This window comes from Streptomyces novaecaesareae (genome assembly GCF_000716875.1).
Taxonomy (GTDB): domain Bacteria; phylum Actinomycetota; class Actinomycetes; order Streptomycetales; family Streptomycetaceae; genus Kitasatospora; species Kitasatospora novaecaesareae.
In genome coordinates, this window is sequence record NZ_JNWQ01000056.1 from 24,951 (window position 1) to 45,374 (window position 20,424).

General features: G+C 73.5%; 19 protein-coding genes, 1 tRNA gene and 1 other RNA gene. 16 read left to right on the forward strand and 5 right to left on the reverse strand.

What is annotated here, in order from left to right:
* The first annotated feature begins 65 nt into the window (after nucleotides 1-65).
* The gene (locus OP86_RS21325; protein ID WP_030259175.1) at nucleotides 66-839 is read left to right on the forward strand and encodes an isocitrate lyase/PEP mutase family protein; all 774 of its coding nucleotides are present in this window, start codon (nucleotides 66-68) and stop codon (nucleotides 837-839) included.
* A gap of 18 nt (nucleotides 840-857) precedes the next feature.
* Here OP86_RS21325 and OP86_RS21330 read toward each other — a convergent pair whose 3' ends face one another.
* On the reverse strand, nucleotides 858-1,706 hold the full coding sequence (locus OP86_RS21330; protein WP_051830374.1) for a TetR/AcrR family transcriptional regulator: 849 nt from the start codon (nucleotides 1,704-1,706) through the stop codon (nucleotides 858-860).
* Between the two features lie 317 nt (nucleotides 1,707-2,023).
* Here OP86_RS21330 and OP86_RS21335 point away from each other — a divergent pair, with 317 nt between their 5' ends.
* Nucleotides 2,024-3,544: an MFS transporter gene (locus tag OP86_RS21335; RefSeq protein WP_030060044.1), complete on the forward strand. Its 1,521-nt coding sequence runs from the start codon at nucleotides 2,024-2,026 to the stop codon at nucleotides 3,542-3,544.
* A gap of 122 nt (nucleotides 3,545-3,666) precedes the next feature.
* Nucleotides 3,667-4,374: a helix-turn-helix domain-containing protein gene (locus OP86_RS21340; protein ID WP_030259182.1), complete on the forward strand. Its 708-nt coding sequence runs from the start codon at nucleotides 3,667-3,669 to the stop codon at nucleotides 4,372-4,374.
* Nucleotides 4,375-4,422: 48 nt separating this feature from the next.
* Here the strand turns inward: OP86_RS21340 and OP86_RS21345 are convergent, their stop codons facing one another.
* Nucleotides 4,423-4,827, reverse strand: a complete 405-nt coding sequence (locus OP86_RS21345) for a VOC family protein (protein ID WP_030060042.1) — start codon at nucleotides 4,825-4,827, stop codon at nucleotides 4,423-4,425.
* Nucleotides 4,828-5,030: 203 nt separating this feature from the next.
* Complete coding sequence (locus OP86_RS21350) at nucleotides 5,031-6,161, reverse strand: NHL repeat-containing protein (RefSeq protein WP_030060041.1); 1,131 nt, start codon at nucleotides 6,159-6,161, stop codon at nucleotides 5,031-5,033.
* A 311-nt stretch (nucleotides 6,162-6,472) separates the two neighbouring features.
* On the opposite strand from OP86_RS21350, the gene OP86_RS21355 reads away from it, so the two are divergent.
* Nucleotides 6,473-8,347 (forward strand): FAD/NAD(P)-binding protein, encoded by a 1,875-nt coding sequence (locus OP86_RS21355; RefSeq protein ID WP_234435031.1) that lies wholly within the window; start codon nucleotides 6,473-6,475, stop codon nucleotides 8,345-8,347.
* Entirely contained in the window at nucleotides 8,348-9,565 is a 1,218-nt protein-coding gene (locus OP86_RS21360; protein WP_030060039.1) for a putative PEP-binding protein, read from the forward strand.
* Nucleotides 9,566-9,692: 127 nt separating this feature from the next.
* Here OP86_RS21360 and OP86_RS21365 read toward each other — a convergent pair.
* A tRNA-Ser gene (locus OP86_RS21365) sits at nucleotides 9,693-9,777 on the reverse strand.
* A 108-nt stretch (nucleotides 9,778-9,885) separates the two neighbouring features.
* Between OP86_RS21365 and ffs the strand changes: the two genes are divergently transcribed.
* The 10 genes from ffs to OP86_RS21410 all read left to right on the forward strand — a co-directional run bounded on the left by ffs (nucleotide 9,886) and on the right by OP86_RS21410 (nucleotide 19,884).
* Nucleotides 9,886-9,982: signal recognition particle sRNA small type (ffs, locus tag OP86_RS34345), an RNA gene on the forward strand.
* Nucleotides 9,983-10,059: 77 nt separating this feature from the next.
* The gene (locus OP86_RS21370) at nucleotides 10,060-12,246 is read left to right on the forward strand and encodes a DNA polymerase III subunit gamma and tau (RefSeq protein WP_033332798.1); all 2,187 of its coding nucleotides are present in this window, start codon (nucleotides 10,060-10,062) and stop codon (nucleotides 12,244-12,246) included.
* Between the two features lie 127 nt (nucleotides 12,247-12,373).
* Nucleotides 12,374-12,712 (forward strand): YbaB/EbfC family nucleoid-associated protein, encoded by a 339-nt coding sequence (locus tag OP86_RS21375; protein WP_030259194.1) that lies wholly within the window; start codon nucleotides 12,374-12,376, stop codon nucleotides 12,710-12,712.
* Nucleotides 12,713-12,846: 134 nt separating this feature from the next.
* Nucleotides 12,847-13,446, forward strand: coding sequence for a recombination mediator RecR (gene recR, locus OP86_RS21380; RefSeq protein ID WP_030060035.1), 600 nt, complete (start codon nucleotides 12,847-12,849; stop codon nucleotides 13,444-13,446).
* The gene (locus OP86_RS21385; RefSeq protein WP_030259197.1) at nucleotides 13,439-14,101 is read left to right on the forward strand and encodes a DUF5063 domain-containing protein; all 663 of its coding nucleotides are present in this window, start codon (nucleotides 13,439-13,441) and stop codon (nucleotides 14,099-14,101) included. The genes recR and OP86_RS21385 overlap by 8 nt, the downstream gene beginning before the upstream one ends.
* A gap of 348 nt (nucleotides 14,102-14,449) precedes the next feature.
* Nucleotides 14,450-15,730: an aspartate kinase gene (locus tag OP86_RS21390; protein WP_030060032.1), complete on the forward strand. Its 1,281-nt coding sequence runs from the start codon at nucleotides 14,450-14,452 to the stop codon at nucleotides 15,728-15,730.
* Nucleotides 15,731-15,809: 79 nt separating this feature from the next.
* Nucleotides 15,810-16,868 (forward strand): aspartate-semialdehyde dehydrogenase, encoded by a 1,059-nt coding sequence (locus tag OP86_RS21395; protein ID WP_030060031.1) that lies wholly within the window; start codon nucleotides 15,810-15,812, stop codon nucleotides 16,866-16,868.
* A gap of 305 nt (nucleotides 16,869-17,173) precedes the next feature.
* A complete protein-coding gene (locus OP86_RS21400) occupies nucleotides 17,174-17,719 on the forward strand; it encodes a SigE family RNA polymerase sigma factor (protein WP_051830375.1) in 546 nt (181 codons plus the stop codon).
* A gap of 70 nt (nucleotides 17,720-17,789) precedes the next feature.
* Nucleotides 17,790-18,986 carry a hypothetical protein gene (locus tag OP86_RS21405; protein WP_157849802.1) on the forward strand — a complete coding sequence of 399 codons (1,197 nt, stop codon included), beginning with the start codon at nucleotides 17,790-17,792 and terminating at the stop codon, nucleotides 18,984-18,986.
* A gap of 61 nt (nucleotides 18,987-19,047) precedes the next feature.
* Nucleotides 19,048-19,884 (forward strand): SURF1 family protein, encoded by an 837-nt coding sequence (locus OP86_RS21410; RefSeq protein ID WP_030060027.1) that lies wholly within the window; start codon nucleotides 19,048-19,050, stop codon nucleotides 19,882-19,884.
* A 16-nt stretch (nucleotides 19,885-19,900) separates the two neighbouring features.
* Here OP86_RS21410 and OP86_RS37530 read toward each other — a convergent pair whose 3' ends face one another.
* The gene (locus OP86_RS37530; protein WP_209440359.1) at nucleotides 19,901-20,161 is read right to left on the reverse strand and encodes a hypothetical protein; all 261 of its coding nucleotides are present in this window, start codon (nucleotides 20,159-20,161) and stop codon (nucleotides 19,901-19,903) included.
* Between the two features lies 1 nt (nucleotide 20,162).
* On the opposite strand from OP86_RS37530, the gene OP86_RS37535 reads away from it, so the two are divergent.
* Nucleotides 20,163-20,424, forward strand: a 262-nt coding sequence (locus tag OP86_RS37535) for a hypothetical protein (protein ID WP_209440360.1), incomplete at its 3' end; no start/stop codon positions are given.

Consider the following 20,424-nt stretch of genomic DNA (forward strand, 5'->3'; position numbering starts at 1 on the left):
CAGGCCGTGAGAGCCCCGCAGGCCGTACGAACCCCACAACCACTGACCATCGAGGAGCCCGTGCCATGACCCCCTTCGCCGCCCTGCACCACCGCCCCGGCCGTCCGCTGCTGCTCCCCAACGCCTGGGACCACGCCTCGGCCGCCGCCCTCGCCGCCGCCGGCCACCCCGCGATCGGCACCACCAGCCTGGGTGTGGCGGCCGCCGCCGGGCTGCCCGACGGTGCCGCCGCCACCCGTGCGGAGACCGTACGGCTGGCGCGCCGGCTCGGGCGCGGGGGCTTCCTGCTCAGTGTCGACGCGGAGTCCGGCTTCAGCGACGACCCGGGCGAAGTCGCCGCGCTGGCAGTCGAGTTGGCGCAGGCCGGGGCGGTCGGCATCAACCTGGAGGACGGCCGGGCGGACGGCACGCTGGCTCCGGTCGCCGTTCACGCGGCGAAGGTCGCGGCGGTGAAGGCGGCCGTGCCGGAGCTGTTCGTGAACGCCCGTACCGACACCTACTGGTGCGGGCAGGACGACCCGGAGCCGGAGACCCTCGGCCGCCTGGACGCGTACCGGCGGGCGGGCGCGGACGGCGTGTTCGTCCCCGGGCTGGCCGAGCCGGCGGCCATCGCCCGGCTGGTCGGCGCGGTGGGCGTCCCGCTCAACATCCTCCTGACGCCGACCGGTCCGGGCCTGGCCGAGCTGGCCGGGCTCGGGGTGGCCCGGGTCAGCCTCGGCTCGCTGCTGTACCGCTCGGCGCTGGCGGCGGCGGTGGCCACGGCGGCCGCCGTCGCGGCGGGCGAGCCGGTGGGGGCGGTGCCCGGCTACGCGGAGGTGCAGGCGCTGAACGAGCGCTAGTCCGAAGGGAGTTGTGACTCAGTCCGGCCGGCCGGCGGTGCGCGCCGCCCAGGAGGCCTCGATCCCGTCCAGGATCAGTCGGACGCCGCTGAGGAAGGCGGAGTCCCGGCCCTGCTCGACCTCCTGGCTCACCGCCGTGGTGTACAGCCGGTGCAGCCGCGGGTGGTCCTTGGTGGCCTCGATGACGGCGGGCAGGAGCTGATCCATCCACTCCTGCTCGTCCCGGCCGCGCTTGGTCAGCGCGCTCAGCCAGGCGGCCTCCACGGTGGCCGCTCCGATGGTGTAGCCGACGACGACGCCCATCGCCTCGTTGGCCTCGATGAGGCTGAGGCCGGCCGATTCCAGCAGGGCCAGGAAGGCTTCGGACAGCCGCATCCAGCTGGGGCCGAAGTAGACCATCCCGACGTCGCCGATCACCGAGACCATCCAGGGGTGGCGCAGGATGAGCGCGCGCACGCCCTCGGCGCACTCCTCGATGGCCGTGCGCCAGACCTTCGGATCGCTGTCGGGGCGTTCTGTCGCCTGGCTGGGCTCCTGGCCGGGCTCCGGGGCTGCTTCCTGGCCGGGCTCCGGGGCTGCCTCCGGGGTCGGCTCCGGCAGCCGGAGCTCGGCGAAGACCTGGTCGACGGCGAGCGCGAGCAGTTCGTCCTTGTTGGCGACGTGGGTGTAGAGCGAGGTGGCGCCGGCGTTGAGGCGGGCGCCGAGCTTGCGCATGCTCAGCGCTTCGATGCCGTCGCTGTCCAGGAGTGCGAGGGCCTCCGTGACGATCTGCTCGCGGCTGAGCGCGGGCTGATCCCGGCGGGGCCGCTGCGGGCGCGTCCACAGGGTGGGGATGCCCGCCGTTCCGTCCTCCGACTTGGCCGCCATCGGGCCCTCCTCATCGCTCGTGGTCGCCCGTCCGCGGGTCCGTGGATCCGTGGATCCGTAGATCTCTGCAGGTCTGCAGGTCCGTACGTCGGTGCGGGCTTCGTCCGGTTCAGCATAAGTCGTTCCGCACACTGTACGGCGTTGCGAACACTGTGCGGCGTCCGTACAGTGTTCGGAGCGGCGCACGCTGTTCCCGTGGGGACGGAGGGCGGTGTGTGCCGCGACGACTTCCGCACGGCCGCGGGCCGCGCACCGATCTCGACCTCGGGACCGTCCGAGAGGTTCGAGAAGTCCGAAAAGTCCGAAGGGGGAACGCGGTGGAACGCAATCCGCGGCGCTGGCTCATCCTGGTTGTGCTCTGCCTCAGCAGCCTGGTGCTGGTGATCGACAACATGGTGCTCACGGTGTCCATCCCGCCGATGGCGGAGGACCTCAAGGCCGGGGCGCAGGACATCCAGTGGATCATCGACTCGTACATCCTGGTCTTCGCCGGCCTGCTGCTCACCTCGGGCAGCCTCTCCGACCGCTTCGGGCGGCGGAAGGTGATGATCATCGGACTGGCCCTGTTCGGTGCCGCCTCGCTGGTCGCGGCCGTCGCCGACAGCCCCGGCCAACTGATCGCCGGACGCGTCCTGATGGGCGTCGGCGGCGCGCTGGTCATGCCGAGCACGCTCTCCATCCTGATCACCGTCTTCGACGACGACGAGCGGCCGAAGGCGATCGCCGCCTGGACCGCGGTGGCCATGGTCGGCCTGGTCGGCGGGCCGGTGCTGGGCGGCGCGCTCATCGCGCACTTCTGGTGGGGCGCCGTCTTCCTGCTCAACGTGCCGGTCGCGGCGGTCGCCGTCCTCGCCGCGGTGCTGCTGATGCCGGAGTCCAAGGGGCCGTGGCGCCGGCCCGACCTGCTGGGCATGGTGCTGTCGATGGTCGGCATGACGGCGCTGGTCTGGTCGATCATCGTGCTGCCCCGCGACGGCTTCACCAGCCCGGGCACGCTCGGGGCGCTCGCCGTCGCCGTGGCCGCACTGGCCGGGTTCGCCGTCCGACAGGTCCGCACCGACGCGCCGATGGTCCCGATCAAGCTGTTCCGCAACCGGGTGTTCACCGGCGCCAGTTTCTCGCTCGTCCTGCTGACCTTCGCCACCGGCGGACTGATGCTGGTGCTCACCCAGCACCTCCAGTTCGTGCTGGAGTTCTCGCCCACCGACACCGGTCTCGCCTTCATCCCGCTGGCCGTCGCCTCGCTGGTCTTCAACGGGGTGGGCGCCGCACTCGGCAAGAAGCTCCCGGCCCGGGTGCTCACCGCGGCCGGCATGCTCGTCATCGCGGGCGGGTTCGGGCTGCTGGCCACGCTCTCGGTCGGCGACGGCTTCACCAAGGTCGCCCTGGCCATGCTGGTGCTGGGTGTCGGCTCCGGCCTCGGCATGCCGGCCGCCGCCAACGCGCTGATGGGGGCCATCCCCGGCGAGCACGCGGGCGTCGGCTCCGCGCTCAACGACACCATCCAGCAGTCCGGTGCCGCGCTCGGCGTGGCCATCCTCGGCACCGTGCTCTCCGGCACCTACACCGGCGCGATGCCCGACGGCGCCCCCGCCGCCGCGCGCCACGACATCACCGGCGCGCTCGCCGTCGCCGGCTCCACGGGGGACGGCGGGCTGGCCACGGCCGCCCGCGAGGCCTTCAACACCGCCACCTCCACCACCTTCACGGTGGGCGGCATCGCGGTGGTGGCGGCCGCGGCGCTCACCCTGGTGCTGATGCGGGGCGACGGCGCGAAGGCCGCCGGGGGCGCCGGGGGCGGGGGTGCGGCGGAGCCGGTGGCGGAGACGGCCGGCTGAGCCGCCGCGCCGGCCGGGCCGTCGGTGTGCCGGGCCGGCGCCCAGCAGTGCGGCAGTCCGGCCGCCCGGCAGCGCGGCAGTCCGGAAGGCGGCCCCCGCCGCGGGCGCGTAGCCTTCGCGTCATGTCCTCCGAGTACCTGGAGCGCGCGTCCCGGCTGCCCGGTGCGGTCGTGTGGACCAAGCGGGCCGTGGGGCGCACGGGCGGTGGCGAGGCCGGGCTCGTGCTGCCCGACGGCTGCATGGACCTGCTGTGGACAGCGGGCCGGCTGCTCGTCGCCGGGCCGGACACCCGGGCCTTCAGCCCCGGACCCGGACTGCGGGGCCCCTGGGTGGGCGTACGCTTCCGCCCCGGCGCCGCCCCCGCGCTGCTCGGCGTCCCCGCGTACGAACTCCTCGACCAGCGGGTCGAGTTGGCCGATATGCGGTCCGGCGCCGAGGTACGGCGGCTCACCGAACGGATCGACGCGGCGCCCGACCCGGCCGCCGAGCTGGAGGCCCTGGCGCTGCGCCTGGCGGCCGCCGCGCAGCCCGAGGACCCGCAGATCCGGGCGGTGGTCGCCGCGTTGGCCGCGGGCCGGTCGGTCGCGGCGACGGCCGAGGCGGTCGGCCTCGGCGCACGGCAGCTGCACCGCCGCTCGCTGACCGCCTTCGGGTACGGGCCCAAGACGCTCGCCCGCATCCTGCGCATGCAGCGCGCCCTCGCCCTGGCCCGCTCCGGCGTCCCGCTCGCCGAGACGGCGGCCCGGACGGGCTATGCGGACCAGGCCCATCTGGCCCGTGACGTCAGGGAGTTGGCGGGCCGGACGGTGACCACCCTGCTGCGGCCGTAGCGGCCGTAGCGGCCGTCCTGGCGCGTTCCGTGGCGGGTCGGGAGCCGGTCAGGACAGCGGTGCGAGCAGGTCGACCCCGTTGCCGTCCGGGTCGTGCAGCGCGGCGTACCGCTGGCCCCAGAAGGCGTCCCACGGCTTCAGCTCCCCGTGGTACCCGGCGCCGGTCAGCTCCTCGTACAGCGCGTCCACGTGCGCGGGGCTCTCGCAGCGGAACGCCAGCGAGGTGCGCCCGCCGCCGGCCGGCGGCTGCCAGGCCGGGTGGAAGGAACGGATGGTGGACTCCGCGTCGACCACCAGGAGCAGCCCGCCGGGCAGCTCGGCCTCGACGTGCGGCTCGTTCTCGACGCCCTCGGGGAACTCGATCCCGAGCCGCCGGTAGAAGGCGACCGAGGCGGCCACGTCGGAGACGGCGAGGCCGATGAAGGCGAACTGCGGTGCGGATGTGCTGGTCATGCCCCTCACGCTAGGCGGCGCGGGGGCGGCGGGTCTTGAAGGATTCGGACGTCCGCACCGGCCTCCCGCGGGCGGGTCCGGCGGTGGGCGCATACGCCGCCCAGAGCGCCGTCGACGCGGCCCTGTGCCGCTGAACCGCGCAACCACCGCACGGCGAAGGCCCGGGCCGCAGCGAAGCGGTCCGGGCCTGCTGCCGGTCCCGGTCAGTGGAGGACGTCCAGGAAGTTGGCGGCGTCGTCGACGAAGTACACGGCGTCGTGGTCGAGGTCGACCGCGAGTCCGAACAGGGCGCCGGCGCCGGCCGGGGAGCCACTGTTGTCGAGCGTGCGGACGGCGACCTGGTCGCCGGCGGGGGTGGTCTCGACCAGGTTGCCGTCGCCGGAGTTCACCGTGAGGACGTCACCACCCGGGGCGACGACCAGGCCGAGCGGCCCGTTGAGGCTGCCGCCGGTGCTTACGGTGGTGCCGGTGCCCGCGTCGGTGGTGCGGTGGACGGCGTCGGGGATCGCGGCGATCCGGTTGGCGAGGGTGTCCGCGACGTAGAGCGTGCCGTCGTGGCCGAGCCCGACGCCGGTGGGGCCGATCACCAGGGCGGCCGGGTCGGTCTTCTCGCCGAAGCCCGAGCCGATCTGGGTGGTGGCGATCCGCTGCGGCGGCGCGTCGCCGTGCCGGCACAGGGTGATCCGCAGCACGGTGCCCTGATCGACCTCGGCCCCGCGGCCGTCGACCGTACCGTTCAGCACATTGGTCACGAACAGCTCGTCGCGGTTGCCGAAGCTGACCGCCGTCATGTCCCACGGGCCGTTGATGCCGTCGCCCGCGATCGTCTCGCGGACCGTCCCGTTGCTGTCCAGCACCAGCAGGCAGCCGGCCTGGACGGTGTCGGAGGTGCCGTCCGTGGTGGGCGTGCTCCCGACCACGACCCAGCCGCCCGGAAGCACGGTCAGCGCGGTCGTGAGCCCGACCCCGCCGGGGCAGGGCCCGGGCAGCGTCGACGGGTCGATCCGGGCGAACTCGCTGACTGCTCCGTCCGGGCTGACCTGGACCAGGGTCGTCCCGGTGCCCTGCTGGTTCTGCGCGTTGTTGAAGTTGCTGACGAGGACGTGGCCGCGGCGCAGCTTGCCCACACTGTGCCGGACCACGAACGTGCCGTACGGGTTCACGTCCCCGTTGGCGGGCACCGTCGAGGCGATCGGTGACACGGTGTTCAGCGGCCCGAGGAACGGCGCCCGGCCGACGGCGCCACCCGCCGTCGTGGCGCCGAACACCACCACGGCAGCGGCGACCACACCGGCCCGCCCCCAGGACTTCATGCGCGGAGAGTAAAGTTTCATGACTCGAAGTTAGGTCGCGGCCGTACGGTCCGGCGCGCGGAGTTCACCCAGTGGTGTCGGCGCCGTCAGCGCCCGTACGGGGCGGTGGGCCTCGCCGGTCACTCCGGCCCCGTCTGTCACAACCCGGGGGAAGGCCGCCTGTGTCGACATCCGCAGTCCTAGCCTGATCCGCGGACAGCCCGCGCACACTCCGTCGGCGGCCCGGTGCCCGGGCGCGGTGGATGGTGCCGGGCCCCGGGTTCCCGGTTCCGACCCCGCGAGCGGAAGGCTTCAGCATGAGTCGAACAGTCACCTGTCCCAGGGTTGTTGTGGTGGGAGCCGGCCTGGCCGGCACCGCCACCGCGATCAGGATGCTCCACTTCGCCCGCCGCCCGGTCGAGATCGTCCTGCTGGAGCGGCGCACCGACTACCGCTCCGCCGGGGTCGCCTACCACCGGGACGGCAACCCCTGGGACCACGTCTTCAACATCCAGGCCGGGCGGATGTCGGTGTTCCGGGAGGACGTCCTCGACTTCGTCCGCTGGGCCAACCGGGAGGCCGACCGCGGCGGTTGGCCCGCGCAGTGGGCCGAGTACGAGTTCACCGAGCCGGGCCCGGCACCCCGGCGGATATTCCAGGACTACCTGGAGCAGCGGCTCGCCGAGGCCGCCCGCGAGGCCTACCCGGGCGTCCTGCTCACCGAGGCCGACGGCGAGGCCGTCGACCTCGCGCCGACGGCCGACGGCATCGACCTGACGGTCCGCTCGGACGGCGCCGAGCACGTGCTGTCCGCCGCGCACGTGGTCCTCGCCACCGGCCTGGAGCTGAAGGACCTGCCCTTCGCCACCGAGGTGCTGGAGCACCCGTGCTTCCTCCGCCACCCCTACTCCGCCGACGGCGTACGGAAGTTGGAGGCGCTGGCGTCCGAGGCCGAGGTGGTGATCGTCGGCTCGGTGCTCAGCGCCTACGACTCGGCCGGCCTGCTGCTGCGCCAGGGCCACACCGGCGGCATCCGGCTGGTCTCCCGCACCGGGACGATGTTCCGCGCCTACCCCGACGCCCACGAGCACGGCGTCGTGCACCTGCCCTGCCCCGGCGCTCTGTTGGAGCCGTACCGCAACCGCGAGGAGTTCTTAGGACGGGTCCGGGTCGAGTGGGAGGCGGCCTGCGCGATCGTGGCCCGCGAGTACCCGGACGTCGCCCCCGAGGTGGCTGCCGAGCGGGTCGCCAAGGCCTGGGAGCCGCACCTGCCGTCCGCCATCGACCGCATCCCTTCACCCGAACTGCGCGCCCTGCTGGACGAGTTCGGGACCGCGATCGCCGCCTTACGGGTCGGCGCGGTGCAGTACACCATCGACGTCATCGAGCGGTCGATGCACTCCGGGCCGGTCCGCCTGCTGGTCGGGGCCGTCCAGGCGGTCACCCCCGCCGTGTCGGGCCGGCTGGAGGTCACCGTCGCCACCGCCGACGGGAAACAGGCCGTCGAGGCCGACCTGGTGGTCTCCAACTTCGGCCGGGAGAGCGACTACCGGCGGGTCGACGGGGAACTGTGGCGCAACCTGCTGCGCCGCGGCCTCGTCACCCCGCACGGGCGCACCGGCCGCGGCCTCGACGTCGACCACCGCGGCGTCCTGCTCACCCCCTCCGGCGTGCCCGCCGGCCCGCTCACCGCCGTCGGCCCGCTGCGCGAGGGCGACGAGATCGTCCGCAACGGCCGTACCGGCGCCTTCGCCTTCAACCTCGCCGCGATCAAGAACCACTCCATCGCGGTCGCCGCCCATGTCATCGAACAACTGGAGCTGCCCGAGGCCGACTCGGAGCCCGCCCTCGGGCGGTTCCCGGTCCCCGCCCCGGGGCGGTTACCCGTCCCCGCCCCGGGGTCGGCCCGCGACTTGGCCGAATCCCGCACCTCCGACGGCACGTTCGAGGAAGCGGCCGACCCCGCCTTCACGCACGCTGTGAAGCTGGAGGTGAGGAGAATGGCCACCCGTGCCCGCGTCCGACGGGAGCAGCTCGACGCCCGCCTGGACGCCCTGATCGGCTCCCTCGCCACCCCGGACGGCACCTGGTGCCGTCGCCGGCTGCAGGCGGCGGTCAACCGGTCCGCAGTCCGGAGACTCACCGACGTCTCCATGGCACCGCGTCAACTACGGCGCCACCTGGAGATCGCGGACACCGAGGACGCCGACGAGTACCTGGAGGGCTAGTTGAACGGGCGACGGATCCAAGGCTCCCTGCTCACCGCTGGCACCCGGACCACCCTGCGCGCCACCTGCAACCGCACCCGACACCCGCAGGCGGGATCCATCCTGATCGCCCCCAACCTGGAGGCCGGCCTGTACGACGCCATCGTCGCGGCCAGCGCCGTGGTCTGCGGCGAAGGCGGACAGACCGGTCACATGCAGTCCCTCTGCCGCGGCCGCGGCATCCCGGTGCTCCTGGTCGACGAGGCCGACCTCGCCGCCCTGGTCGGCGAGGTCACCCTCGACCTGGAGGACGGGTCGATCCTGCTCGGCCCCGACCCGGCCGCCGGGCCCCTCCCCGCACCGGGCACCGCCACCCCCACCGTCCAGGACCTCGGCGCCGCCTGCGCGGTGATCGCCGACTTCCAGGACATCCGCACCGTCAACGCCTGCGGGCCGAACGCCACCTGCGTCGACTCGTTCTTCATCCGCGAGGAGTTCCTCTGCCTCGCCGCCGGGCTCAGCCCGCTCGACGCCCTCGACGGCGGGCCGGAGGAGACCGCCCGCTACGGGCGGGCCATCGCCGAACGGCTCTGCGCCTTCGTCGAGGAACTCCGGCCCGGCCAGCGCCTCGTCCTGCGCCTGCTCGACCTGCGCTCCGACCACGCCGCCAGCGTCACCGAACAGGCCCCCGTCGCCGTCGAACCCAACCCCGAGCTGGGCCTGCACGGCGCCCGCTGGCTGCTCGGCTCGGCCCCCTACCGGGACGCCCTGCACACCATGCTCGACACCCTGCGCACCCGGCTCGGCGACCAGGCGGAGCGGATCCACCTCTCCGTCCCGTTCCTCAACGACGCCGACGAGTACGCCCAACTGCGGTCGCACCTCGAACTCCCGCCCGACGTCTCGCTCTCCGCGTTCATCGAGACGCCCGCCGCCGTCCACGCCACCCCGCAGATCTGCGCCGCCGGCGCCAGCGAACTCTTCGTCGGGGTCAAGGACCTGGTCCAGTTCTACCTGGCCGCCGACCGCGGCAACCACCTCGTCGCCGACTCGTACCAGACCCGCCACCCCGCCGTCCTCGACGGCGTCCACCGCGTCGTCGAAGCCGCCCGCGCCGCCGGCACCCCCGTCCGGGTCTTCTCCCTCGGCGCCGACCTCACCCACTACCTCGCCCGGCTCGCCACCCCCGACGGCTACATGATGTGCACCGCCGAACTCGCCCAGGTCCTCCAGTCCTGACCCACGGACCCGCACCACCAACAGCCCGCCCCACCCCGCCGCCACACGTAAGGACGGAGGGACGGAGGGACGGAGGGACGGAACGACGAAGGCCCGGACCGTCGAAACGGTCCGGGCCTTCTGCCGGCGGAGGATACGAGATTCGAACTCGTGAGGGATTGCTCCCAACACGCTTTCCAAGCGTGCGCCCTAGGCCTCTAGGCGAATCCTCCGTGGGAGAGCTTAGTACATGTTTCGGGGTGGTCGCGACCACCTATCCCGCAGGTTGGAGGGCGGGGGTGGCCTGTGGATCGTCGGGGCCGGGATCCGGTAGTGTGGGGGGCAGCCCCTCGTGTGGCGTCATCTCTCTGAACCCCCCCAGGGCCGGAAGGCAGCAAGGGTAGGAGGGCTCTGGCGGGTGCACGGGGGGTCTTTGCGTTCCCGGGGGCGGGTGGGCCGGGGGTGGGGAGTGAGGGACGACGCGTTTGTCGGTCCGTCCCGATATCGTCGGGGGTGTGTCCCTAGCCCTGTACCGCCGCTACCGCCCCGAGACCTTCGCGGAGGTCATCGGGCAGGAGCACGTGACCGCTCCGCTCCAGCAGGCCCTGCGCAACAACAGGGTCAACCACGCGTACCTGTTCAGCGGCCCACGCGGCTGCGGCAAGACGACGAGCGCGCGCATCCTGGCCCGCTGTCTGAACTGCGAGCAGGGGCCGACGCCGACGCCGTGCGGGGAGTGCCAGTCCTGCCGCGACCTCGCGACCGGCGGGCCCGGGTCGATCGACGTGATCGAGATCGACGCCGCCTCGCACGGTGGTGTGGACGACGCGCGCGAGCTGCGTGAGCGGGCCTTCTTCGCGCCGGTGCACAGCCGGTACAAGATCTTCATTCTGGACGAGGCGCACATGGTGACCTCGGCCGGCTTCAACGCGCTGCTCAAGGTGGTCGAGGAGCCGCCGGAGCACCTCAAGTTCATCTTCGCGACCACCGAGCCGGAGAAGGTGATCGGGACGATCCGGTCCCGGACGCACCACTACCCGTTCCGGCTGGTCCCGCCCGGCACGCTGCGCGACTACCTGGCGGAGGTCTGCGGCCGGGAGGGCATCCAGGTCGAGGACACGGTGTTTCCGCTGGTGGTCCGGGCCGGGGCGGGCTCGGTGCGTGACTCGATGTCGGTCATGGACCAGCTGCTGGCCGGGGCCGGCGAGGGCGGCGTCACGTACCAGATGGCGACGGCGCTGCTCGGGTACACCGACTCCGCGCTGCTGGACGAGGTGGTGGACGCCTTCGCCGCGCAGGACGGGGCGACGGTGTTCCAGGTGATCGACCGGGTGGTCGAGGGCGGGCACGACCCGCGCCGCTTCGTCACCGACCTGCTGGAGCGGCTGCGCGACCTGGTGATCCTGGCCACCGTGCCGGACGCCGGGGAGAAGGGGCTGATCGACGCCCCGGCGGACCGGGTCGCGGTGATGCAGGCCCAGGCGGACGCGTTCGGCGCGGCCGAGCTGAGCCGGGCCGCGGACATCGTCAACACCGGGCTGACCGAGATGCGCGGCAACGCGGCGCCCCGGCTGCAGCTGGAGCTGATCTGCGCCCGGGTGATGCTGCCCGGCGCGTACAGCGACGAGCTGTCGCTGCAGGCCCGGCTGGACAAGCTGGAGCGGCGGGCGGCGGCCGGCGGGTTCGCCGCGCCGATGGGGGCCGCGCCGATGGGCGCTCCGGCGGCGGTGCCGGTGGCCGCGCCGATGCCCTCCCCGGTGGCCGAGCCCGCGATGGAGGCCCCGGCTGCGGCGCCCGTACAGCCCGCGCCCGTACCGGTGGCACCGGTGCAGGCGGCTCCCGTGCAGGCGTCACCGCCCCCCGCCGCGCCCGCCGGGCCGGCGCCGGGGGCCTGGCCGATCCCGCGCAGCTTCCCGCCCGCCGGGAGCGCCCCCGCCCCGGCTGCGCCGGCTGCCGCGGCGCCTGTCACTCCGCAGCAGCAGCAGCAGCCGACCGTCCAGGCCCCGGCTCCCGCAGCCCCCGCGCCCGCGCCCGCCCCGGTGGCGGCGCCCGGCGGGCAGCCGTCGGCCGCCGCGCAGCAGGGCGCCGCGCAGGTCCGGCAGCTGTGGCCGCAGATCCTGGAGGCGGTGAAGAACCGCCGCCGCTTCACCTGGATCCTGCTCAGCCAGAACGGCCAGGTGGCCGGGTTCGACGGCAGTGTGCTGCAGGTCTCGTTCATCAACGCCGGCGCCCGGGACAGCTTCGTCGGCAGCAACAGCGACGACGTGCTGCGCGCCGCGCTGGCCGACGCGCTGGGCGTGGACTGGCGCATCGAGTGCATCGTCGATCCGTCCGGCGGCGTCGGGGCCGCCCCGGGCGGTGGTCCGTCCGGTGGCGCCCAGGGTGGTGGTGCCCCGGCCGGTGGCGGCTGGGGGGCTCCGGCCCGTCCGGCCGCGGCGCCGGCGGCCGCCCCCGTTGCGGCGCCCGCGCCCTCGGTGGTGCCCCCGCCGGTGCAGGCCCCGCCCGTCCAGTCCGCGCCGGTGCAGGCCGCGCCGCCCGTCGCGGCGCAGCCGGCCCGTCCGGTGCGGTCGGTGGCGCCGGAGGACGACGTCCCGGAGGAGGACGACCCGGACCTCAACGAGGAGGCGTTCTCCGGTCAGGAGCTGATCATCCGCGAGCTGGGTGCGACGGTGCTGGAGGAGATCCACCACCGGGGTACCTGAGCGGGGCACCCGAGCGGGGCGCAGCACGTAGGCTCGGCGATGACGAAGGTGACGAAGGACTCACCGCGACGACGGCGCAGGACAGCGACGACGGCGCAAGACAGCGCGTGACAGCAAGGAGAGAGCCGTGTTCCCCGGTGGTGGCCAGCCCAACATGCAGCAGCTGATGAAGCAGGCGCAGAAGATGCAGCAGGAGCTCGCGAAGGCCCAGCAGGAGCTGGCCGAGACGAAGGTGTCCGGCTCGGCGGGCGGCGGCCTGGTCGAGGCGACGGTGACCGGCGCCGGTGAGCTGGTGGCGCTGACCATCGCCCCGGCCGCGGTCGACCCGGAGGACACCGAGACCCTGGCCGACCTGGTCCTGGCGGCGGTCCGGGACGCGAACCAGACCGCGCAGAAGATGCAGGCCGAGCGCATGGGCCCGCTGACCCAGGGCCTGGGCGGCGGCATCCCCGGCCTGCCGTTCTGAGCCGACGGGCCTGACCCGACGGTCCTGAGCTGTGTGATTTATGTGGGAGTCGGGCGTCGGGCGCTGTGTCCGACGCCCGATTCGTTGGATGATGGCACCGGAGTACCACCGACCATCCGAGGGAAGGCGCGACGTTGTACGAGGGCGTGGTTCAGGACCTGATCGACGAACTGGGCAGGCTGCCCGGCGTCGGGCCCAAGAGCGCCCAGCGGATCGCCTTCCACGTGCTGCAGTCCGACCCGGTCGACGTGCGCCGGCTCGCGCACGCGCTGCTGGAGGTCAAGGACAAGGTCCGCTTCTGCGCCGTCTGCGGCAACGTCGCGGAGGCCGAGCAGTGCCGGGTCTGTCTGGACCCGCGCCGCGACCTCGCCGTCATCTGCGTGGTCGAGGAGCCCAAGGACGTCGTCGCCATCGAGCGCACCCGTGAGTTCCGCGGCCGCTACCACGTGCTGGGCGGCGCGATCAGCCCCATCGAGGGCGTCGGCCCGGACGATCTGCGGATCCGGGAGCTGCTCGCGCGTCTCGCGGACGGCACGGTCACCGAGCTGATCCTGGCCACCGACCCCAATCTGGAGGGGGAGGCGACCGCCACCTACCTGGCCCGGCTCTGCAAGCCGATGGGCCTGAAGGTGACCCGTCTGGCGAGCGGCCTGCCCGTCGGCGGGGATCTGGAGTACGCGGACGAGGTCACCCTCGGCCGCGCCTTCGAAGGGAGACGACTGCTCGATGTCTGACCGGACGATCAACCAGCAGCACACCCACGGGCACGGTTCGGAGCCGGACGACTTCGCCGTGCAGATCGCCGACTCGGTGGAGAGCTTCGTGCTCGCCGTCACCGAGGTCGCCAAGGGCGACGAGCCGGGCAGCGCGGTCTCGCTGCTGCTCCTGGAGGTCTCGCAGCTGCTGCTGGCCGGCGGCCGGCTGGGTGCCATCGAGGACGTCGTCCCGGAGGACCGCTTCGAGCCCGATGCCGGTCCCGAGCCGGACGGCGAGCAGCTGCGCGAGCGGCTGGCCGAGCTGCTCGCGCCGATCGACGTCTACCACGAGGTCTTCGACCCGTACGGCCCGCCGGAGAAGCCCAACGCCTTCCGGATCTCGGACGACCTGGCCGGCGTGGTCAGCGAACTCCAGCACGGGCTGACGCACTACCGCGAGGGCCGGGTCAGCGAGGCGCTGTGGTGGTGGCAGTTCTCGTACCTCTCCAACTGGGGCACCACCTGCACGGCGGTGCTGCGGGCGCTGCAGTCGCTGATCGCCCACGTCCGGCTGGACAGCCCGATCGGGGCGGTGCCGGACGGCGCGGACACCGACGACGACGGGCTCACCGACGAGCAGCTGGAGCAGCAGGCCGGCGACCTGATGGCGGCCGAGCTGGGGCTGGGGCGGTAAGGCTCCGATCGGGTGTGACGGCCGGATTCCTGCGGGTGGTCACCCGGATTTCCGGGTGTGCTCACCGGGCTGTGACGAATGCCTCAGTGGTTCGCCCGGAAAAGAAATACCGCGGGATCACCGTCACCGGATCCGCTGTTTCTCCGGGGCCGTACCGAATCGCCCGCAGACCTGCCGGTGGGGTTGCCCGCCCCGCCGATCACCTGCTGAAACGGGCGTCTCATCATATGGAAAGCGCCGGTCGGGGCACCCCTGCTCGGTAGACTGACGCGGACCGCACACCCCCCTCCCCCGGGGGGAACGGGGGCCTGGCGCCCCCGGAAAAACGACACGAGTCGAGGAGCGCACGTGGGCCTTGTCGTGCAGAAGTACGGCGGCTCATCCGTTGCGGATGCCGAGGGCATCAAGCGCGTAGCCCGCCGAATCGTTGACGCCAAGAAGGCCGGCCATGAGGTCGTCGTCGTGGTGTCCGCGATGGGCGACACGACGGACGAGCTCATCGAACTCGCCGAGCAGGTGTCACCACTGCCTGCCGGCCGTGAGTTCGACATGCTGCTGACCGCTGGAGAGCGCATCTCCATGGCACTGCTGGCCATGGCGATCAAATCCCTGGGCCACGAGGCCCAGTCCTTCACGGGCAGCCAGGCCGGTGTCATCACCGACTCCGTCCACAACAAGGCGCGCATCATCGACGTGACGCCGGGCCGCATCCGCACCGCCCTGGACGAGGGCAACATCGCGATCGTCGCCGGCTTCCAGGGCGTGTCCCAGAGCAGCAAGGACATCACCACGCTGGGCCGGGGCGGCTCGGACACCACCGCCGTCGCCCTCGCCGCCGCGCTCGACGCCGAGGTCTGCGAGATCTACACCGACGTGGACGGCGTGTTCACCGCCGACCCGCGGGTGGTGAAGAAGGCCCGCAAGATCGACTGGATCGCCTACGAGGACATGCTGGAGCTGGCGTCCTCGGGCTCCAAGGTGCTGCTCGACCGCTGCGTGGAGTACGCCCGGCGCTACAACATCCCGATTCACGTACGCTCGTCCTTCTCGGGTCTCCCCGGGACGATCGTCAGCAACGACAACCCGAACAAGCCCGAAGGGGGCGAGATGGAGCAGGCCATCATCTCCGGAGTCGCCCACGACACCTCCGAGGCCAAGGTCACCGTCGTCGGCGTGCCCGACAAGCCGGGCGAGGCGGCCCGCATCTTCCGCGCCATCGCGGACGCCGAGGTCAACATCGACATGGTGGTGCAGAACGTCTCCGCCGCGTCGACCGGTCTGACCGACATCTCCTTCACGCTGCCGAAGACCGAGGGCCAGAAGGCCATCGACGCGCTCGGCCGGGTCAAGGAGGGCATCGGCTACGAGTCGCTGCGCTACGACGACGCGATCGGCAAGATCTCGCTGGTCGGCGCCGGCATGCGCTCCAACCCGGGCGTCACCGCGACCTTCTTCGAGGCGCTGTCCGCCGCGGGCGTCAACATCGAGCTGATCTCCACCTCGGAGATCCGCATCTCGGTCGTCACCCGGGCCGAGGACGTGCCGGAGGCCGTCCGCGCCGTGCACAGCGCCTTCGGGCTGGACAGTGAGTCGGACGAGGCCGTCGTCTACGGCGGCACCGGGCGATGACCCGGGAGCGGGAGCGGGGCCGGGGCACTCGGGGCACCGGGGTCTCCCGGGTCTCCCGGGGCACCGGGGTCACCGGGCGATGACCCGGCGGCCGAACCTCGCCGTCGTCGGCGCCACCGGCGCCGTCGGCGAGGTGCTGCTCGGCCTGCTCTCCCTCCGCCAGGACGTCTGGGGCGAGATCCGACTCGTCGCCTCCCCGCGCTCGGCCGGCCGCGAGGCGGTCGTGCGCGGGGAGACGGTCGAGGTCGTCCCGCTGACCGAGGAGGCGTTCGCGGGGACCGACGTTGCCGTGTTCGCCGTCCCCGACGAGGTCTCCGCCCAGTGGGCGCCGATCGCGGCGGCCAAGGGCATCGTGGTGGTCGACGACTCGGCCGCCTTCCGCACCGCCGAGGACGTGCCGCTGGTCGTCCCGGAGGTCAACGCGGCCGCGCTGCGGATCCGTCCGCGCGGCATCGTCGCCAGCCCGGCCAGCACCACCCTCGCGATGATCGCGGCGGTCGGCGCGCTGCACGCCGAGTACGGGCTGGCGCAGCTCGTGGTCGCCTCCTATCAGGCCGCCGGAGGCGAGGGCCGCGCCGGCGAGGCGGCGCTGCGCGAGCAGACCGCGCTGGTGGCGGGCACCGAGGTCGGCCGGCAGACCGGCGACCTGCGCGCGATGATCGCCGACCAGGGGCCGTTCGCCGCCCCGCTCGCGCTCAACGCGGTGCCCTGGACCGGAGGCCTGCGCGAAGGCGGCTGGGCCGCCGAGGAGATGGCCATCCGTGACGAGTCCCGCAAGATCCTCGGCCTGCCCGGCCTGAAGGTCTCCGCGACCTGCGTCCACATCCCGGTCGTCCGCACCCATGCGCTGGCCGTGCACGCGCGGTTCGAACGCGAGGTCACCCAGGAGCACGCGCAGGACATCCTGCGGGACGCGCCCGGGGTCGTCCTCTACGACGACCCGGAGGCGGGCGAGTTCCCCACGCCGAACGACGTGGTCGGCACGGACCCGGTCTGGGTCGGGCGGGTGCGCCGGACCCTGGACGAGCCGGAGGCGCTGGACCTGTTCCTGTGCGGGGACAACCTGCGCAAGGGCGCGGCGCTCAACCTGCTGCAGATCGCGGAGTCGGTGGCGGCCGGTCAGCTGACGGTGGAGTAGGGCGGTGGAGTAGGGCTCCGACACCCCCGCAGGCTTCCGATGTGCCCGCTTGTGTCCACACCTGTGTCCATACCTGTGTCCGCTCCTCGACACAATCTGTCCGGAATCCCGGGGGAATCCCCTGGAGGCTCCTTCCGCCCATGCGGAAGAATGGGCCCCGGGCTGGGCAACCATGACAGGGGATCGAGTGTCCAACGGGCGTGGCGAACGTGATGGTGGGGGCAAGGGCGGGCAGCCCGGCGAGGGCCGTGGTGTCGTTCGCGCCGCACGCCCCGTGGCCTTCGAGTAGGCCGGAAGACGACCAGATGACGGCAGCCGCACCGGGTGCGGCGGACTCCGGTGCCGGTACCGACGCGGGTACCAGCGAGGACCTGCTCACCGAGACCTACCAGGCGCACTACCGCTCGCTGCTGCGGCTCGCCGCGCTGCTCCTCGACGACCTGTCGACCTGTGAGGACGTCGTCCAGGAGGCGTTCATCCGGGTGCACGCCGCCCGACGCCGGGTGCGCGAGCCCGAGAAGACCCTCGCCTACCTGCGGCAGACGGTCGTCAACCTGTCCCGCTCCACGCTGCGCCGCCGGATCCTCGGGCTGCGACTGCTGCCGAAGCCCATGCCTGACATGGCCAGTGCAGAAGAAGGTGCCTACGATGCCCTGGAGCGCGACCAGTTGAAGGCCGCGCTGCGTGGTCTGCAACGCCGTCAGCGGGAGGTTCTGGTGCTGCGTTACTTCGTGGACATGACGGAGGCGCAGGTCGCCGAAAGCCTGGGCATCTCGCTCGGCTCGGTGAAGGCCTACGGCTCGCGCGGACTCGCCGCACTGCGCGCCCAGATGGAGGCCGGACATGGGTGAGGCTGACGGCGGCGAGCGGCGGCCGGGGGTCAGTTCGGGGGGCCTGGGTGGCATGGGGGGCCTGGGTGGCATGAGGGGTCCGAGGACCCCGGGGGGAGAGCTCTCGTCGGATCCGTCGGGGCTCCCGGAGCTGTCGGAGCTCTCGGGCCTGGCCGGGCTGTCGTCCGAGGAACGGGCGCTGCGGGAGCTGATGCACCACGCCGTCGGCCGGATCCAGCCCGCGGCCGGCGGACTGCCCCGGATCCGGCGGGCCATCCCCCGTCGGCGGGCCGCCCGGCGGGGAGCCTGGACCGGTGCCGCCGCCCTCGCCCTCGCCGTCGCGATCGTCCTGCCGGTGATCCACGAGGGGGAGCACCTCGGGCTCTCCGGCGGCCCCGGCTCGGCCGAAGCCGAGAGCCCGGCCGCCACGGCCCCCAGCAGCACCGCCGTCGGCCACAACGGCACCGGGACGGCCTCGCACGCCGGTCCGAGCGGCACCGGGGACACCACGCCGGCGGCCGGTACGTCCTCCACCTCGCGCACCCCCGGCGCCGAGGCCTCGCGCGCCGACGGCACCGCCGCACCCACCGGGACCTCCGGCGCGGGCGACGGCGGCATCGTGCCGCTCTGCACCCGGGCCGACCTCGGAGAGGGCACCGCGCAGGTCGGCACGGCCGACGCCGCCGGGCGGATCTACGGCTCGTTCACCGTCTACAACGTCTCCGGGCACAGCTGCCGCATCGGCGGGCCCGGCGCGGTGGCCGTCACCGGTGTCACCGGCGCCGACCGCAGCCGCATCCGTACCGCCGACCACAGCCCCGGCGACCCGGCCGGCGGCCTGACCTCGATGGACGCGGAGCCGCCGGTGCTCGCGCCCCAGGCCGGCTACCGGGTGCCGTTCGCCTGGATCCCCGACCAGAGCTGCACCGGCTCCGGCGGTGCCACCACCGGGCCCACCAGCGCCAACCAGGTGTCCGCGAACTCCCAGGCGCACGCCGCCTCGGGCGCCCCCGCCTCCGGCGCCACCGGGGCCGCCAGCAACAACCCGCAGGCCAGCTCGTCCCCCTCGGCGGGCCCCACCGGCGCCCCCAGCCCCACCGCCACCGCGACCACCAACCCCACCGGCCAGCCGCCCACCGCCACCATCGCCCACACCCCGGCCCCCGGCAGCCCCAACGTCGCCACCGCGACCCTGCCCCTGGCCTGCAGCGGCACCCTCTACCGCGGCGGCGTCCAGCCGGCCGGCGGAGCGGCGCTCCAACCGTCGGGCACTCCCTCGGCGAGGTGAGGGCGCCCGGCAACGGCCCCGGGGGGCCGTGCGGGTGTGAGGACTGGTTACCGTGGGGGGTGTGTACCGGTTCCTCCTGACTCCGCGCTGGCTGGGCGGCACCGCTTTGGCCGTGGCGGCCGTAGCGGTGTGCGTATGGCTGGGATCCTGGCAGCTCGGCCGCTTCGAGGACCGGGTGTCCACGCACCAGGAGACCAAGAACGCGGTCACCGCTTCGGGTGATCCCCGGCCGATCGACGCGCTGCTCAACCAGACGACTCCGCAGGTGACCACGGAGACCGTCGGCAAGCCCGTCACGGTGACCGGCAGCTACGACACCGAACACCAGCTCCTCGTCCCCAACCGGGTGCTGGACGGCAAGCAGGGCTACTACGTGCTCACCCCGCTGCGCACCGCCGACGGGCACGCCGTCGCGGTGGTGCGCGGCTGGGTTGCCGGGACGCCGGGGGCGGGGGCGTCGGGGGCGTCGGGGATGTCGGCCGCCGGGACGTCGGCTGCGGAGGCGGTCACCGGGACGCCGCCGGGCGGGCAGGTGACGGTGACCGGGCGGCTGCAGGCCAACGAGGCCGTGGGCACCAACGGTGCGGTGGCCGGCGGCCTGCCGGCCGGGCAGCTCGGCATGATCAACCGGGCCGCGCTGCTGAACGTCCTCGCGTACGACGGCTGGTACGACGGCTGGGTGGCCGCCGACGAGGCGCCCGCCGGGCTGACCTCCGTACCGACCGTGCAGCCGCAGGGCGGCGACGGGCTCACCCTGCGGGCGTTCCAGAACCTGGGCTACACGCTGGAGTGGTTCGTCTTCGGGGGCTTCGTCGTCTTCATGTGGTACCGCCTGCTGCGCCGTGAGGCGGAGGCGGAGCAGGACCGGGCCCTGGGACTGGACCCGGTCCTGGACTGACCGAGGGGCCGTCCGCTCAGCGCTTGGTCGGGACGGCCGGTGCGGTCGGGACGCCCGGTGTGGCCGGTGTGGCCGGTGCGGTCGGGACGGCCGTCGGCTTGGGCGGCGTGGGCAGCGGCGTCGGCGTCGGCGGTGGTGTCGGTGTCGCGGCCAGCGGCTGGGCCGGTGGCTGGGTAGGTGTCGTCGAGCCGCCGGGCACCGGCGCCGGGTTGCCGGAGCAGTGGCTGTGGACGCCGGTGTTGTTGTCCGAGTCGTAATGGTCGATGTGGTGGTGCACGGTGCGGCCGGTCTTCGAGCCCTTGGACCCGGAGCCCTTCGAGCCGGACGAGCCGGACGAGCCGCCCGAGCCCGATGAGCCCTTGGACCCCGACGAGCCGCCCGACCCCTTCGAGCCCTTGGCGAGCTGGACCGTGCCGTCCTCGTCGGCCGGCCGGTACGCCGCCGGCACGACGGAGACCCCTGCCCCGACGGCGCTCGCCCGGGTCGCCGTGGCGAGCGGTGTGGCGTCTGTCTCTTATACACATCTCCGAGCCCACGAGA

Coding starts and splice junctions, on each gene's coding strand:
- OP86_RS21395 (WP_030060031.1), top strand. CDS start 15,810: ATGACCCGGCGGCCGAACCTCGCCGTCGTCGGCGCCACCGGCGCCGTC.
- OP86_RS21330 (WP_051830374.1), bottom strand. CDS start 1,706: ATGGCGGCCAAGTCGGAGGACGGAACGGCGGGCATCCCCACCCTGTGG.
- OP86_RS21340 (WP_030259182.1), top strand. CDS start 3,667: ATGTCCTCCGAGTACCTGGAGCGCGCGTCCCGGCTGCCCGGTGCGGTC.
- OP86_RS21405 (WP_157849802.1), top strand. CDS start 17,790: ATGAGGGGTCCGAGGACCCCGGGGGGAGAGCTCTCGTCGGATCCGTCG.
- OP86_RS21350 (WP_030060041.1), bottom strand. CDS start 6,161: ATGAAACTTTACTCTCCGCGCATGAAGTCCTGGGGGCGGGCCGGTGTG.
- OP86_RS21325 (WP_030259175.1), top strand. CDS start 66: ATGACCCCCTTCGCCGCCCTGCACCACCGCCCCGGCCGTCCGCTGCTG.
- OP86_RS21385 (WP_030259197.1), top strand. CDS start 13,439: ATGTCTGACCGGACGATCAACCAGCAGCACACCCACGGGCACGGTTCG.
- OP86_RS21345 (WP_030060042.1), bottom strand. CDS start 4,827: ATGACCAGCACATCCGCACCGCAGTTCGCCTTCATCGGCCTCGCCGTC.
- OP86_RS21400 (WP_051830375.1), top strand. CDS start 17,174: ATGACGGCAGCCGCACCGGGTGCGGCGGACTCCGGTGCCGGTACCGAC.